Origin of the sequence: Mycoplana ramosa (assembly GCF_041930185.1) — a bacterium.
GTDB lineage: Bacteria > Pseudomonadota > Alphaproteobacteria > Rhizobiales > Rhizobiaceae > Mycoplana > Mycoplana ramosa.
Window position 1 is genome coordinate 121,037 of sequence record NZ_JBHEEW010000005.1, and the last position, 15,176, is coordinate 136,212.

The 15,176-nt window shown below is 63.1% G+C and carries 9 protein-coding genes; 3 read left to right on the forward strand and 6 right to left on the reverse strand.

The features are described from left to right. Positions 1-14: 14 nt before the first annotated feature. From glgB to JNC62_RS08105, 5 genes are all read right to left on the reverse strand, one after another. Positions 15-2,219: a 1,4-alpha-glucan branching protein GlgB gene (gene glgB / locus JNC62_RS08085; RefSeq protein WP_374837656.1), complete on the reverse strand. Its 2,205-nt coding sequence runs from the start codon at positions 2,217-2,219 to the stop codon at positions 15-17. Continuing rightward, positions 2,219-4,681, reverse strand: coding sequence for a glycogen/starch/alpha-glucan phosphorylase (locus JNC62_RS08090; protein ID WP_374837658.1), 2,463 nt, complete (start codon positions 4,679-4,681; stop codon positions 2,219-2,221). Before JNC62_RS08090 ends, glgB begins: the two co-directional genes overlap by 1 nt. A gap of 208 nt (positions 4,682-4,889) precedes the next feature. Beyond that, complete coding sequence (locus tag JNC62_RS08095) at positions 4,890-6,101, reverse strand: vWA domain-containing protein (RefSeq protein WP_374837660.1); 1,212 nt, start codon at positions 6,099-6,101, stop codon at positions 4,890-4,892. 348 nt (positions 6,102-6,449) lie between these two features. Continuing rightward, positions 6,450-7,217: a VOC family protein gene (locus JNC62_RS08100; protein ID WP_374837662.1), complete on the reverse strand. Its 768-nt coding sequence runs from the start codon at positions 7,215-7,217 to the stop codon at positions 6,450-6,452. Positions 7,218-7,325: 108 nt separating this feature from the next. Next, a complete protein-coding gene (locus JNC62_RS08105) occupies positions 7,326-8,060 on the reverse strand; it encodes a DUF899 domain-containing protein (protein WP_374837663.1) in 735 nt (244 codons plus the stop codon). Positions 8,061-8,477: 417 nt separating this feature from the next. Between JNC62_RS08105 and JNC62_RS08110 the strand changes: the two genes are divergently transcribed. Both JNC62_RS08110 and JNC62_RS08115 read left to right on the forward strand, forming a co-directional pair. Next, positions 8,478-9,476, forward strand: coding sequence for a UDP-glucuronic acid decarboxylase family protein (locus JNC62_RS08110; protein ID WP_374837904.1), 999 nt, complete (start codon positions 8,478-8,480; stop codon positions 9,474-9,476). An 87-nt stretch (positions 9,477-9,563) separates the two neighbouring features. Then, positions 9,564-10,472 (forward strand): glycosyltransferase family 92 protein, encoded by a 909-nt coding sequence (locus JNC62_RS08115; protein WP_374837665.1) that lies wholly within the window; start codon positions 9,564-9,566, stop codon positions 10,470-10,472. 332 nt (positions 10,473-10,804) lie between these two features. Here JNC62_RS08115 and ilvD read toward each other — a convergent pair whose 3' ends face one another. Further along, a complete protein-coding gene (ilvD, locus tag JNC62_RS08120; RefSeq protein WP_374837667.1) occupies positions 10,805-12,640 on the reverse strand; it encodes a dihydroxy-acid dehydratase in 1,836 nt (611 codons plus the stop codon). A 541-nt stretch (positions 12,641-13,181) separates the two neighbouring features. On the opposite strand from ilvD, the gene JNC62_RS08125 reads away from it, so the two are divergent. Beyond that, on the forward strand, positions 13,182-14,852 hold the full coding sequence (locus tag JNC62_RS08125; RefSeq protein ID WP_374837906.1) for an arylsulfatase: 1,671 nt from the start codon (positions 13,182-13,184) through the stop codon (positions 14,850-14,852). Positions 14,853-15,176 lie beyond the last annotated feature (324 nt).

A 15,176-nucleotide genomic window follows, 5' to 3' on the forward strand; every position in this document is an offset into this window, starting at 1 on the left:
TCCCGACTGTCAATTCACGTGTCCTGTTCCAGCATCAGCGTCGCCAGAGGCGGCAGCGTCACCGAGGCTGAAATGGTCCCCCTGTCATCGCGGGTCGCCTGAACGGCGCCTCCATTTCCCTTGCCCGACCCACCATAAATCTCCGCGTCGGTGTTGAGAATCTCCTTCCATCGTCCTTCAACCGGCAACGGAATGCGGTAGTGTTCGTGGTATCCCGGCGTGAAGTTGGCGACGACCGCAATCAGCTTTTCCCCCGGCGCCTTGCGCAGCCAGGCGAACACCGATTGGTCGCGGTCGTCGGCGAGCAGCCATTCGAAGCCCTCGCCCTCGCAGTCGCGCCCGTGCAGCGCCACCTTGCGCCGGTAGGTGCCGTTGAGGTCGCGGACCAGCCGGCGCATGCCCTCGTGCAGCGGATACTCGAGCAGGTTCCAGTCGAGCGCGCGGTCTTCGCTCCATTCTCGCCACTGGGCAAATTCCTGGCCCATGAACAGCAGCTTCTTGCCGGGATAGCCCCACATGAAGGCGTAGTAGGCTCGCAAGGTTGCGAACTTCTGCCAGTCGTCGCCCGCCATCTTGGCGATCAGCGAGCCCTTGCCGTGCACGACCTCGTCATGGGAGAGCGGCAGAACGAAGTTCTCGGAAAACGCATAAAGCAGGCCGAAGGTCATGTCGTTGTGGTGGAACTTGCGGTGCACGGGTTCGCGCGTGAGGTATTGCAGCGTGTCGTGCATGAAGCCCATGTTCCACTTGAAGCCGAAGCCCAGCCCGCCCTCGTGCACCGGATGGGAGACTTTCGGCCAGGACGTCGATTCCTCGGCGATCGTCATCACCCCCGGACGGGTGCCGTAGAGGCGGGAATTCAGCTCCTGCAGGAAGCGTACGGCCTCGAGGTTTTCGTTGCCGCCGTATTCGTTCGGAACCCATTCGCCATGCTTGCGCGAGTAATCGAGGTAGAGCATCGAGGCGACCGCATCGACGCGCAAGCCATCGATATGGAATTTCTCCGCCCAGTAGAGCGCGTTGTTGATGAGAAAGGCGAGGACCTCCAGGCGGCCGAAATTGTAGATCGCCGTGTTCCAGTCGGGGTGGAACCCCTTGCGCGGGTCGGCGTGCTCGTAGAGCGCAGTGCCGTCGAACCAGCGCAAGCCGTGCTCGTCGGTCGGGAAATGCGCCGGCACCCAGTCGAGGATGACGCCGATGCCGACCTTGTGCGCGCCGTTGACGAAGCGGGCGAAGCCCTCCGGCTCGCCGAAGCGGGCGGTGGGCGCATAGAGGCCGGTCGTCTGATAGCCCCAGGACGGGTCATAGGGAAATTCCGAGATCGGCAGGAATTCGATGTGGGTGAAGCCCATATCGATGCAATAGGGGATCAGCCGCTCGGCAAGCTCGTCCCAGGACAGCATCTCGCCATTGTCGCGCCGCTGCCAGGAACCGGCATGCACCTCGTAGATGGAGATCGGCTGGCGGCGCGGATCGGCCGTCGACCAGAAGGCGCGGTGGGCCTCGTCCTCCCACACCTGTGCAATCTCGCCGGTCGTCATCGAGGCGGTTCGTGGCCGCAGTTCCGAGCGCCGGGCATAGGGATCCGCCTTCAGCGGCAGCAGGTCGCCGTTCTTGCCGACGATCTCGTACTTGTAGGCCTGGCCGGCGGTGACGCCGGGAAGAAAGATCTCCCAGATACCGGTGTCGCGGCGCAGCCGCATGACGTGGCGGCGGCCGTCCCACTCGTTGAAGTCGCCGACGACGGAAACCCGCTGCGCATTCGGCGCCCAGACGGCGAAGTGGAAACCCTCGACGCCTTCCAGCGGCAGCGGATGAGCGCCCATGCGGTCGAACAGGCGCAGGTGCGAACCCTGACGAATGTAGTAGTCGTCCATCGGGCCCAGCACCGGGCCGAAGGAATAGGGATCGACGACGATCCACTCGCCTCCGGCATTGCGGGCGCGATAGCGGATCGGTTGCTGCTTGCGAACGGAGATCGGGCCGGCGAAAACGCCGGCGGGATCGAGGCAGTCGAGCGCGCCGATCGCCTTGCCGGCGATCGTTTCGGCAATGACGGTTTCGGCATGAGGGATGAAACAGCGGGCGACGAACGTCTCGCCGGACTGCTGCACGCCCAGGACCGAGAAGGGGTCGGCGTGCCGGCCTCCAAGAATTGCCTCGATATCGGCCTTCGCAAGACCCGTCGATAGCTGTTCCAGCGGGTCCTTTCTCGTCATCAGACGCCCCAGATCTCGGTTGCGTATTGTCGGATCGTCCGGTCGGAAGAGAACCAGCCCATACGCGCCGTGTTGTGGATGGCCTTGGTGTTCCAGCTGACCTTATCGTTCCACAGCCTGTCCACGTTGCGCTGCGCCTGCGCATAGGCATCGAAATCGGCGGCGACCATGAACCAGTCGTGATTGTAGAGGCCGTCGATCAGGCCGGCAAAGCGGTCGCGGTCGTCGGGGGAAAAGACGCCGGAGGAAATGGCGAGCAGCGCCTGGGACAGTTCGGGCGAACTCTCGATGATAGCGCGCGGGTTATGCCCCTCGGCGCGCACCCGGGCCACTTCGCCCGCCGTCATGCCGAATATGACGATGTTGTCCGCGCCGACATGGTCGCGCATCTCGACATTGGCGCCGTCGAGCGTGCCTATGGTCAGCGCGCCGTTCAGGGCGAACTTCATGTTGCCGGTGCCGGACGCCTCCATGCCGGCAGTCGAGATCTGCTCCGACAGGTCGGCGGCGGGAACCATCACCTCGGCCAGCGAGACATTGTAGTTCGGCACGAAGACGACCTTGAGAAGGCCGCGCACGGCCGGGTCGTTGTTGATCACCCGGGCCACGTCGTTGGCGAGCTTGATGATCAGCTTGGCGTTGTGATAGCTCGGCGCCGCCTTGCCGGCGAAGAGCTTGACGCGCGGCACCCAGTCCAGTTCGGGGCGCGAGCGGATCTGGTCGTAGAGCGCCACCGCCTCGATGATGTTGAGAAGCTGGCGCTTGTATTCGTGGATGCGCTTGATCTGGATGTCGAACATCGCGTCCGGATCGAGGCGCACGCCGAGCCGGGCCTGCACGAGATGGGCGAGCTTGACCTTGTTCTCCCGCTTGATCGCGGCGAAGCGCTCCCGGAACGCTGCATCGCCGGCGAACACGTCGAGCGCCTTCAGCCGTTCGGCATCGTCCTCGAAGGCGACGCCGATCGATTCGCGGATCAAATTGAACAGGCCGGGGTTGCACTGCATCAGCCAGCGGCGCGGCGTGATGCCGTTGGTCTTGTTGTTGATGCGGGTCGGATAGAGGCGGTGAAGATCGGCGAAGACCGTCTCCTTCATCAGTTCGGTGTGCAGAGCCGAGACGCCGTTGACCGAATGCGAGCCGACGAAGGCGAGGTTGCCCATGCGCACCCGGCGCTCGCCGCCTTCCTCGATCAGCGAGATGTTGCGGATCCTCTGGTCATCGTAGCCGCGGTCCCTGCGGGCTTCGAGCAGGATCTTGGCGTTGATCGCGTAGACGATCTGCATGTGGCGCGGCAACAGCCGCTCGAACAGCGGCACCGCCCAGCTTTCCAGCGCTTCGGGCAGCAGCGTGTGGTTCGTATAGGCGAAGGTCTTGCGGGCGATGTCCCAGGCGGCGTCGAACTCCAGCCCATGCACGTCGGTCAGCAGCCGCACCAGTTCGGCCACGGAAACGGCCGGGTGGGTATCGTTCAGCTGGATCGCGACGGCATCCGGCAGCGAGGTGAAATCCGGATACTGCTGCAGGTGGCGGCGCAGGATGTCCTGCAGCGAGGCGGAGGAGAAGAAGAACTCCTGCCGCAGCCGCAATTCCTGGCCTGCCGGTGTGGCATCGGCCGGATAGAGCACGCGGGTCAGGCTTTCGGCCTTGTTGCTCTCGCGCAGCGCGCCGATATGGTCGCCGGCATTGAAGGCATCGAGCAGGATCGGATCGATCGGATAGGCGGCCCAGAGGCGCAGCGTGTTGACGCGCTTGGCGCGCCAGCCGACGGCGGGCGTGTCGTAGGCGGTGGCGATGACGCGCTCGGCCGGCTTCCAGACGAAGCGCTGCTGGTTCTCGCCGAGGTCGAGCGTCTCGACGGCGCCGCCGAAGCCGATCTCGTAGGAGCTTTCGCGGCGCTCGAATTCCCAAGGGTTGCCATGCGCCAGCCAGGTTTCCGGCAGTTCCACCTGCCAGCCGTCGGCCATTTGCTGGCGGAAGAGGCCATGGACGTAGCGGATGCCGTAGCCGTAGGCGGGCACGTCGGTCGTCGCCATCGATTCGATGAAGCAGGCGGCAAGCCGGCCGAGACCGCCATTGCCGAGTGCGGCGTCCGGTTCGAGCTCGGCGATGACGTCGAGGTCGACGCCGAGCGAGGTGAACGCCTCGCGCATCTCGTCCATGATGCCGATGTTGGTCATGGCGTCCCGCATCAGGCGGCCGATGAGAAACTCCAGCGACAGGTAATAGACGCGCTTTGCGCCGGTGGCATAGGTGCGCCGGGTCGAATCCATCCACTTGTCGGTGATGCGGTCACGCGCCACCAGGATGGCAGCGGTCAGCCAGTCATGCGGCTTGGCGACCTTCGGGTCCTTGCCGATCCGGTACTTCAGGCGTTCCAGAAGCTCGGTGGCAAGCTGCGACGGCTCGGTGGAGCGCAGCGCCGGGGCGGGGATTTCGTTGGAGGAGACCCTGTTCATCATGGGCGGTAACGAACCCCTTCATTGCAATCGGCCGCCGTCGGGACACGGCCTTCCGACAATTTTGCATTGATCCGAAGCGCTTGCAATACGGGTTCGCCGGATGGGAGGCATGCGGGGGATGCAGGGTCCTTTGAGCATGAAAAAGCAAACCCGCCACGCACGAGGCGCAGCGGGTTTGCAGGGAGTAACAGCATCTAGATTGTAGTATTTAATGAGTCAGGCGGGCGATCGTCGCGGCCGCTTCCTGGCCGATCTTCTCGAAAGCCTTGACGAGGTCCGACATCTTGTCGGCTACAAAGAAGCTTCCGGGTGTTGCGCAGTTGCTCAAGAGCTGCTGGCCGCGCGGCGGCGCCATAAACGCGACCGTGTATATTTTTACTCCGGCGGTCTTCGCGGTCTTGCAGATATTCAGCGTCTTCGTGTCGTCGGAACTGTTGTTATTGTTTCCGTCTGTCATGAATACGATGTACTTTGTCGGTACCTGCTGATTCTTCTTTTGATGTTCTGTGTTTTCGGTAGAGGCCATCAGTTTATCATACGCCGCCTGCATGGCAGCAGTCGAACTCGTGCCGCCTCCGCCCTCGAGCGCATTCACTTGTGTGCGCGATGCGGTCGTTCCCCAATTGATTTTGTAGGTCGTCCCCCGTTCGCTGTTGTAAGAGACCGTACCGGTCCTTACATAGATGGTATCCGGGTCAGCCGCATCCAACGTATCAAACAAGCTGCCTGCAGCGGTCTTGAGAGCCTCGATTTTCTTTACATAGCAGGGGCTGATCGGGTTCTTGTTCAACAGGTTGCCGCTGTCGTTGTACTGGTAGCAGCTTGTTACCGGCACGATTTTCTGTTCGGTGTTCGCCAGCATCGAACCGGATTTGTCGAGCACGAGATACATCGACAGCGCGTTCTTCGATTCCGTTGCGCTCTCGGCTGAGGTGTTGGCCGTTATCGTTGCCTTGTCTTTCACAAGAAGGCGTGTCAGCGGGTTCAGGTCCATGTCCATACTGGCGGTGACGGTGATGACCCAGGCCTTGCTGCTCTTGCCCGTGGGTGTCTCCTCGATATTGACGACCGAGCTGGCGAAGGAACTTGGATCCTTATTGTCCGGATTTTTGGTGTCGGTCCCGTCACCATCGACGTTGCCGCCGCTCCGCATCTGGGTCTCGATGAACCGCAGTGCCAGGAGCTTGGCAGCCTCGATGCTGTACCCATCGTTGGCAAGCGCCGATGCGGCTGCGAGCGCCGCCGAATCGGCCGCATCCTGCAGCCTGTTCTTGGTCATCATCATCTTGGTGACATCGATCGAGATGCCGCCGGCGCCCAGAAGCACCGGCAGCAACAGCGCCGTCATCATTCCGAAGTTGCCACGTCGGTCTTTCGCCAGGCGGGAAAGGACGCCCTGCTTTTCCGTTGCCAGTTTCATCTGTCGCCACCCCATCATCATAATGTTGGGCGGACGGTAGCGCGGAAAAATTATCTTCCCGTTTAGGTGGTCGCTACAATTTGATCGAAACCGTACCGATGTTGGAATTGCAGGCCGTTGTGCGCGGGGCTGCCTGTATGGAAACGGGACTCCCACAGAAAAGAGCAGCGCCATAGCCTGGATCTCGGTGGGGAACCTCGATCGACGGTTCAGGGAGAAGAGACGCGGGCCGGGCTTGATTCGCCATGTCACCCTGGCCAGATTCCGTCGGGCCCGGCCGTGTTTCTCCCCGCGACGGGCCTTGCCGTCTGCAGGGAGCCGTTGTGATGCCGATGGCCTTGCAACCCGTCAGCGCTTCGGCGCGACCAATGAGAAGTGGGCGCCCTGCGGATCGACGGCGTTGATGATCCAGCTGCCGCCGGGGACCTCCATCGGTCCCATCACCACCCTGCCGCCGCCGGCGTTGACGCGCTCGACCGCGGCATCGATGGCGTCGACATTGAAGTAATAGCCCCAGTAGGGCGGCGCCGGCAGGTCCTTCGGCTTCGTCATCATGCCGCCGGATGGCTGGCCGTTGACCTTGAAGATCTGGTAGATGCCCATCTCGCCCATGTCGAGGGCCTGGTCCTTTTCCCAGCCGAAGAGCGAGGAATAGAAAGTCCAGGCGGTGTTCAGGTCGCCAGCCATCAGTTCGTGCCAGCCGACCTGGCCGGGTGCCGCGCGGTCCGCATCCTGGCCCTCTTCGCTGGTCGAGCTGAACAGGCAGAACACCGCCCCGGTCGGATCGCCGACGACGGCGAAGCGGCCGACACCGGGGATGTCGTCCGGCTGGCGATGGACCTTGCCGCCCCTCGCGGCGACCTCCTTCGCCGTCGCATCGACATCGTCGGCGTAGATATAGCCTATCCAGCCCGGCGGCATGCCCTCGGCGTCCTTAGGCATCGCCATCAGCCCGGCGATCATCCGTTCACCGGCGGAGAAGAGAGTGTATGTCATGTCCGGCATGCCGGCATCCTTGGCGGTCCAGCCGACGACGGATTTGTAGAACCGCTCGGCGGCGGCGATGTCGGTGGTCATCAGTTCGTACCAGACGAATTCTCCCTGGTTCGTGGACATTGGTTCCTCCGGTTTTGTTTGGCCCAATGCAAGCACGTGCGGAGATAGGACGGCGCCGGCTGCAGTCAATCACGGGTGGACGACAGCCGGAATTTTCGACCTCCGCGGTCATCCGCGGCAGGGCTGGGCCTGCGGCGCGTCGTCGTATTCGTCGTGCCGCTTGACGAAGCTCAGCGTTCCGGTCTCGTTGCGACCCTTCGGTGCCCGGTCCAGCACCATCAGCGTGCCGAGGATCTCCTCTCCGCCACGCGCATATTCGGAATAGGTATGATAGATGTCGCCCGCCTCGTCGCGGAAGAAGGCGCTCATGCCCGGCAGTTCGTCATGGGCGTCGGCCGAGGGCGTTTCGCGATAGTTGTAGTAGACTTTCTCGCCGGCAAGTTCTTCCTTGGTGAAGGAGACCTGGTAGTCGAAATTGAAGTCGCTGCCGTACGAGGAGTACCACGGGAACTTCCATCCCATGCGCTTCTTGTAGGCCTCGATTTTGTCGAGCGGCGCGCGCGAGACGCAAACCATCGTCACGTCGTGATGGTTCAGGTGCGGCAGCATGCCGTCGATGTGGTCGGCCACGAAGGAGCAACCGCGGCAGCCGGCCTGCCAATCCGGGCCGAACATGAAGTGATAGACCATCAGCTGGCTGCGGCCGTCGAACAGATCGGCCAGCGTCTTCCTTCCCTCGGGCGTATCGAAGCTGTAGGCCTTGTCGACCTTGACCCAGGGCAGGGCCAGACGTTCGGCGCGCACCTTGTCGCGCAACTTCGTTTCTTCCTTCTCCACGGCCAAGAGCGCCTTGCGGGCCTCCAGCCAATCTTCGCGGGAGACGACCTCGTGGTTCGGTCTCATGCGCGTAACTCCTCTTTGTCAGGCATTTTGCCATTAAGAGTTGATGTCAACATTGGGTGATCGTGGCAAATCTCCGGGATTTGGCATTTGTTCCGAAGCCCCGGATTGTTGACGAAGCATGGGGCAGCTTTCCGACACTACCATGTCAAAAAATCGAATCTTTGGGCCCCGCGGCCGTCGCTTGCGAGAAAGCCGGGGGCCGTCGTGAGTCAAGTTTGAGAAATTTGCGTGCAAACCAGCAGTCGTCTCTTGGGGGCAATTGACGCAACGGTTGAAATTCCAGATAAGTTTGCTCGCGGCCGGGTTTCTTCAGGCAGACTGACACGGGTGAAGCGGCGTGCGTCGAGACGGAAATTGCGGGATCGTGTTGCGCTCGCCCTTGAGCGGAGTGCATTGGTGAGCTTCAAGCGATTGTGGATGGACCAGAGGGAGGTCTCGGAAAACCGGAATATCCTCATCACAGGGGGTGCCGGCTTTCTCGGGTCGCACTTGGCCGAGCTGCTTGCCTCCCGTGGCAACCATGTATTTTGCCTCGACAATTTACAGACCGGCCGCCGCGAAAATCTTACCAATCTGGAGGCGAACACTCGCCTGACCTTTGTCCGGCACGACATTATCGACGGCATCCCCGATGCCCTTCCGGCGTTCAGCGAAATCTACAACCTCGCCTGTCCGGCCTCGCCCGTCCACTATCAAGCTGATGCGGTTTCGACCGCACTCGTCAATTCCACCGGCGTCTGGAACGTCCTTCGCAGGGCCGAGCGGGACGGCGCGCGCGTCTTCCAGGCCTCCACCTCGGAGGTCTATGGTGACCCGCATGTCCATCCGCAACGCGAAGACTATTGGGGCAATGTCAACCCCATCGGGCCGCGGTCCTGCTACGATGAAGGGAAGCGCTTCGCCGAGACGCTGTGCACCGATTTTGCGAGGGAACGCGGCCTGACGCTGCGAATGGCGCGGATCTTCAACACCTACGGGCCCCGCATGCGCTGCGACGATGGCCGCGTGGTGTCGAACTTCATCGTGCAGGCACTGCTCGGCCAGCCGCTGACGCTCTATGGTGACGGAACGCAGACGCGATCCTTCTGCTACGCCGACGATCTCATCCGCGGCATCGACCGGTTGATGCAGAGCCCGACCGCCGAGGGGCCGGTCAATCTCGGCAATCCCATCGAGTTCAGCATGGAAGAGCTTGCCCGGCTGGTTCTCGACATCACGGGCTCCGGCTCCCGGATCATTCGCCTGCCGCTTCCGACCGACGATCCCAGACGACGCCGGCCGGATATCGGCAAGGCGAGCCGCCTGCTGGACTGGCAACCGCAAACCGCATTGCGCGACGGCCTCGTCAAGACGATCGAATACTTCAGGGGCGAGCTTGGTCGGCACCCCGCTGCCAGCATCAATGCGGCCGAATGACAGGATTTCCAGCTCAGCCATGACTTCCGGAAGCAGCCATCCGCGGTGTTTCGACGCCATCGAAAACGCTTTCGCCGGGGGCAGAGCATGAGCTGGTTCCGATGGAAGAAGAAGGGCATCATCGCCCTCTCATTCGCGCCGCCGGTGCCGAGACCGGGCCGGCACGGCATCGCGATTGTGGCCTGCGTCAAGAACGAGGCGGCGTACATCGCCGAATGGCTGCGTTTCCACAGGGCGGTCGGCGTTCGCTATTTCATTCTCTACGATCATGGATCGACCGATGAAACGACCGACGAGATCCGCCGCACGCTGCCACCCGAGGCCTTCACGCTGCTGCCTTGGAGCGGTGGCGTTGTCGCACCGAAGCTGGACCGGCTGATCGACTGGCAGGTCGTTGCCTTTGCCCACGCCATTCAGAACTTTGGCGGCGACTATCGACACATGGCGTTCATCGATGCCGATGAGTTCCTCTTGCCGAGGCAGGGCTCGACAGTCGAGGAGGCGCTCGCCGCGACGGGCGGCTTTCCGAATGTGGCGTTGCCCTGGCACATGTTCGGCACGAGCGGGCACAGGACGAAGCCGGACGCGCCGGTGGCGCTGAGCTACACGATGCGCAGCGCCGACCCGATGAGCCGGCTGAAGCACGCGAGCAACTTCAAATGCATTGTCGATCCCTGCGAGGTGGTGCAGGCCAGCGTTCACAGCTTCAAGACGCGCTCATACGGCAACATCGCCTGCAATGACGCCGGCAAGCGCGCTGCGGGCAAGGAGCGCGAGCAGCCCGGCTTCTACTCCAATGCGTTCCTGCAGCTGAACCACTACTACAGCAAATCTGAACAGGAATTTGCGGCGAAGCTGGCCCGCGGCGCGATCTACACGCTGACCAGCAAACTGATTACCGACCGGATGACCACGACGATCCGGAACATCCAGCTATCCCAGGTCGAGGACCGCGCCATGGCGGATTTCGTCGCGCACCGGGGCATTGTGCTTTAGCGAGGAGCGGGATGAATGTCGCTGGCACAGCCAGCGTGGTGCTCGGTTTCGGTTTCATCATCTGCCCTCTGGATTCTTGCAGAGTGGCGAACGCTCCTGCTTCCGCCATCCTGCCCTGAGCCGGGATCCAGCAGCGCCGCGTCTGCGGCGCGAAAAAGTCCTTCGCGCGCAAGGACTTGCGCGCACTGGATGCCGGATCGAGTCCGAGATGACGGAGCCGCTGGAGGCTGCTCAATGAGGGGGAGAGCGGCGGGGGCCTTTGGCCAGTGGCGAAACGGCCGCTGGTTTCGATCAGCGGCCCTTTCGAATGCTTGCGACGTTGCTTGTGCCGCTTATTCCGGCAGGATGCGCACGGCGCCGAGGTCCGCCGAGCTGGCGAAGGCGGCATAGGCCTTCAGCGCCGTCGTCACGTTGCGCTTGCGCGGCTGCGCCGGCTTCCAGCCGAGCTTGTCCTGTTCGGCGCGGCGGGCGGCGAGTTCGCCTTCCGACACCGCCAGGTTGATCGTACGGTTGGGGATGTCGATCTCGATGATGTCGCCCTGGCGCACGAGGCCGATCGCGCCGCCTTGCGCCGCTTCCGGCGAGGCGTGGCCGATCGACAGGCCCGAGGTGCCGCCCGAGAACCGGCCGTCGGTAACGAGCGCGCAGGCCTTGCCGAGACCCTTCGACTTCAGGTAGCTCGTCGGATAGAGCATTTCCTGCATGCCGGGGCCGCCCTTCGGGCCCTCGTAACGGATGACGACGACGTCGCCGGCCTTGACCTCGCCGCCGAGAATGCCCTTCACGGCTGCGTCCTGGCTTTCGAAGACGACCGCCGGGCCGGTGAACTTCAGGATCGATTCATCGACGCCGGCCGTCTTCACGATGCAGCCGTCGAGCGCGATGTTGCCCTTCAGCACTGCCAGCCCGCCGTCCTTGGAGAAGGGGTGCTCGACCGAGCGGATGACGCCGTTCTCGCCGTCGGTGTCGAGCTCGTCCCAGCGGGCTTCCTGGCTGAACGCGACCTGGGTGGGGATGCCGCCCGGTGCCGCGCGGAAGAAGGTGCGGACCGTCTCGCTGTTGGTGCGGGAAATGTCCCAGCGATCGATGGCGTCGCCAAGCGTCGCGGCATGCACGGTCGGGGTATCGCGGTGGATCAGGCCGCCGCGGTCGAGTTCGCCCAGAATGCGCATGATGCCGCCGGCACGGTGCACGTCCTCCATGTGCACGTCGGCCTTGGCCGGGGCGACCTTGGACAGGCACGGCACCTTGCGCGACAGCTGGTCGATGTCGTCGAGCGTGAAGTCGATCCCGCCTTCATAGGCCGCCGCCAGGATGTGCAGCACGGTGTTGGTCGAGCCGCCCATGGCGATGTCGAGCGACATGGCGTTCTCGAAGGCCTTCCTGTTGGCGAGGTTGCGCGGCAGCACGCTCTCGTCGTCCTGCTCGTAGTAGCGCCGGGCCAGGTCGACGATCAGGTGGCCGGCCTCGACGAACAGGCGCTTGCGGTCGGCGTGGGTGGCGAGCGTCGAGCCGTTTCCGGGCAGCGACAGGCCGAGCGCCTCGGTCAGGCAGTTCATCGAGTTGGCGGTGAACATGCCCGAGCACGAGCCGCAGGTCGGGCAGGCGGAGCGCTCGATCGCCTTGACGTCCTCGTCGGAGACGCTGTCGTCGGCGGCGGCAACCATCGCGTCGACGAGGTCGAGCGCCTGGGTCTTGCCGTGCAGCACGACCTTGCCGGCCTCCATCGGTCCGCCGGAGACGAACACGGCCGGGATGTTCAGGCGCATTGCCGCGTTCAGCATGCCCGGGGTGATCTTGTCGCAGTTGGAAATGCAGACCATGGCGTCGGCGCAATGGGCGTTGACCATGTATTCGACGCTGTCGGCGATGATCTCGCGCGAAGGCAGCGAGTAGAGCATGCCGTCATGGCCCATGGCGATGCCGTCGTCGACGGCGATCGTGTTGAACTCCTTGGCGACGCCGCCGGCCGCCTCGATCTCGCGGGCGACGAGCTGGCCGAGGTCCTTCAGGTGCACGTGGCCGGGCACGAACTGGGTGAACGAGTTCACCACCGCGATGATCGGCTTGCCGAAGTCCGCATCCTTCATGCCGGTGGCGCGCCACAGGCCGCGGGCGCCGGCCATGTTGCGGCCGTGGGTGGTGGTTCGGGAGCGATAAGCTGGCATCGGCAAAGTCCTCACATCCGGTCGGGCAGGAATTGGCGGTCGGGCACGGATCTGCAACGTGCGCGCCGCCATTCCTGCCGGTGTCAGCGGTTCCCTACCGCAAATCCCCCGCCGCGTCACGAAAGGAATGACATTATTTGTCGCGGAACGTGGAATTTCCTGTCGCAGGCGGCGCGCGCCGATGACCGCCGTCGGCAGCGGCTTCGGTGAGACTGCCTGCCCCTGAACTGGCGCGCGAAAGGGCGGCGAGGCGGACATGCAGAACTGCGCCACCGCGAAGGGTTTCAGGGAAACAGTGCTGACGACAATGACTGGGTATGGTATACAGGCTGCCAGAGACGAAGTCTTGTCGCCCCTGAGGGAAAACAATCTTTAGCAGCAGGCACGACGGGCGCATAGCGAAGCGTTTTTCGGTGCCTGCAAGAACGTAACATAGCTCATTGTCGGTCGCTCTCCACTCCGGGACTATGCTCCGGTGTGTGGACGACGTGCGCTTTCCTTTGACTTGGCAGCCTCAAGAGGAGCGTGAACCATGAATGTCATGCAAAAGCTATATGTTGGACTGCTATCATCAGCACTCGCCGCAATTGTTGTTGTGCCTGCTGTAGCGCAAGAACCGAAGCCCAACATCGTCGTCATCATGGGCGACGACGTGGGCTGGTTCAACATCGGCGCCTATCACCGCGGCATCATGTCCGGCAAGACGCCGAACCTCGACCGGCTGGCCGCGGAGGGGATGCTGTTCACCGACTATTATGCCGAAGCGAGCTGCACCGCCGGACGGGCGAGCTTCATCACCGGCGAGATTCCCCTGCGCACGGGCTTGACGACGGTCGGCCAGGCGGGCGCGGACGTCGGCATGCCCGACAAGGCCGCCACCATCGCCGCCGCCCTGAAGGTGCAGGGCTACGCCACCGGCCAGTTCGGCAAGAACCATCTCGGCGACCTCAACAAATACCTTCCCACCCTGCACGGCTTCGACGAGTTCTTCGGCTATCTCTACCACCTCGACGCCATGTCGGATCCCTACTGGTACTCGTTCCCGAACGACCAGTCCTACCGCGACAAGGTCGGCCCCCGGAACCTGGTGCACAGCTTTGCATCCGACACCGACGACACCACCGAACAGCCGCGCTGGGGCAAGATCGGCAAGCAGCGGATCGTCGACGAGGGCCCGCTCGCGCCCTACCCGGACATGACCAACGTGCCGAACATGCACGACATCATGCCCAAGGCCAAATACGACATGACCACCTTCGACGAGGTGCTGGTCAAGGCCTCCTGCGATTTCATGGACAAGGCGAAGACCGATAACAAACCCTTCTTCGTCTGGCACAACACGACACGCATGCACGTCTGGACCTTCCTGTCGCCGAAATATCAGGCGCAAATGAACAGCGACACCAACTACGGCCTCGAGGAAGCCGGCATGGCGCAGCTCGACGACAGCGTCGGCGCGATCATGAAATGCATCGACGACGCGGGCGAGACCAACAACACCATCGTTATTTTCACCACCGACAACGGTGCGGAGGTGTTCACCTGGCCCGATGGCGGCATGACGCCGTTCAAGGGCACCAAGGGCACCGTCATGGAAGGCGGCTTCCGGGCTCCGGCGATCATCCGCTGGCCGGGCAAGGTCAAAGCCGGCGCGGTCGAAAACGGCATCTTCTCGGCGCTCGACTGGTTCCCGACGCTGCTCGCCGCCGCCGGCAACGCCGACGTCACGCAGCAATTGCTGAAGGGCGTGCAGCTTGGCGACCGCACCTACAAGAACCATCTCGACGGCTACAACCAGCTGGACCTTCTGACCGGCAACGGCCCGTCGGCCCGCCACGAGTTTTTCTACTTCGGTGGCCCGCACCTCGGCGCCATCCGCATCGACGACTTCAAGTTCCAGTTCTACCAGCAGCCGCAGGGCTGGCCGGGCGCCAAGGTGACAACCGACATGCCGACCATGGTCAACATCCGCCAGGACCCGTTCGAGCGGACACCGTCGATCAGCGAGCAAAGCCTCAACGACCTCGGCGGCGGCTACATGAACGATTTCTACGCACGGGAGTTCTGGCGCTTCGTCTCCGTGCAGGATCGGGTCAAGGAGCTGGCCCTGACGGCGATCGATTACCCGCCGATGCAGGATCCCGCCTCCTTCAATCTGGACGCCGTCAAGAAGCAGATCGACGAGGCGATCAAGAACAAGCCGGGCAACTGAGGCCACTCGGATAAAGCGGGTTCATGCGACCTGCCTAAAGGTTTTGTGTTGATGCTTGGCTCCGACGAAGAGCATTCATCGGCGGGTCAAAGTGGAGAGCGACCTGTGCGGCCGCTCTCCCGCAGGCTTTCGCTAAGCGGCGGAATTGAACCGAAAACTCGCTCCCTCGACAGGCGTGCCCACCTGCGAAGGGTACGTATTCGTTGCCGCCGTCGACGGCTACGATCAGCTACGGCATGGCGTGCGCGCGGGATGGCGCGCTCCGCCGGCGGTGGCGGTCGCCTGACCCCGTGCAGGCGCTGACCAGAGACTGCGCAGGTCACA

What these genes read in the sequence shown, in the direction of transcription:
- JNC62_RS08115 (WP_374837665.1), top strand. Translation starts at nt 9,564, where the DNA reads ATGAGCTGGTTCCGATGGAAGAAGAAGGGCATCATCGCCCTCTCATTC.
- JNC62_RS08095 (WP_374837660.1), bottom strand. Translation starts at nt 6,101, where the DNA reads ATGAAACTGGCAACGGAAAAGCAGGGCGTCCTTTCCCGCCTGGCGAAA.
- JNC62_RS08125 (WP_374837906.1), top strand. Translation starts at nt 13,182, where the DNA reads ATGCAAAAGCTATATGTTGGACTGCTATCATCAGCACTCGCCGCAATT.
- JNC62_RS08100 (WP_374837662.1), bottom strand. Translation starts at nt 7,217, where the DNA reads ATGTCCACGAACCAGGGAGAATTCGTCTGGTACGAACTGATGACCACC.
- JNC62_RS08110 (WP_374837904.1), top strand. Translation starts at nt 8,478, where the DNA reads ATGGACCAGAGGGAGGTCTCGGAAAACCGGAATATCCTCATCACAGGG.
- JNC62_RS08105 (WP_374837663.1), bottom strand. Translation starts at nt 8,060, where the DNA reads ATGAGACCGAACCACGAGGTCGTCTCCCGCGAAGATTGGCTGGAGGCC.
- ilvD (WP_374837667.1), bottom strand. Translation starts at nt 12,640, where the DNA reads ATGCCAGCTTATCGCTCCCGAACCACCACCCACGGCCGCAACATGGCC.
- glgB (WP_374837656.1), bottom strand. Translation starts at nt 2,219, where the DNA reads ATGACGAGAAAGGACCCGCTGGAACAGCTATCGACGGGTCTTGCGAAG.
- JNC62_RS08090 (WP_374837658.1), bottom strand. Translation starts at nt 4,681, where the DNA reads ATGATGAACAGGGTCTCCTCCAACGAAATCCCCGCCCCGGCGCTGCGC.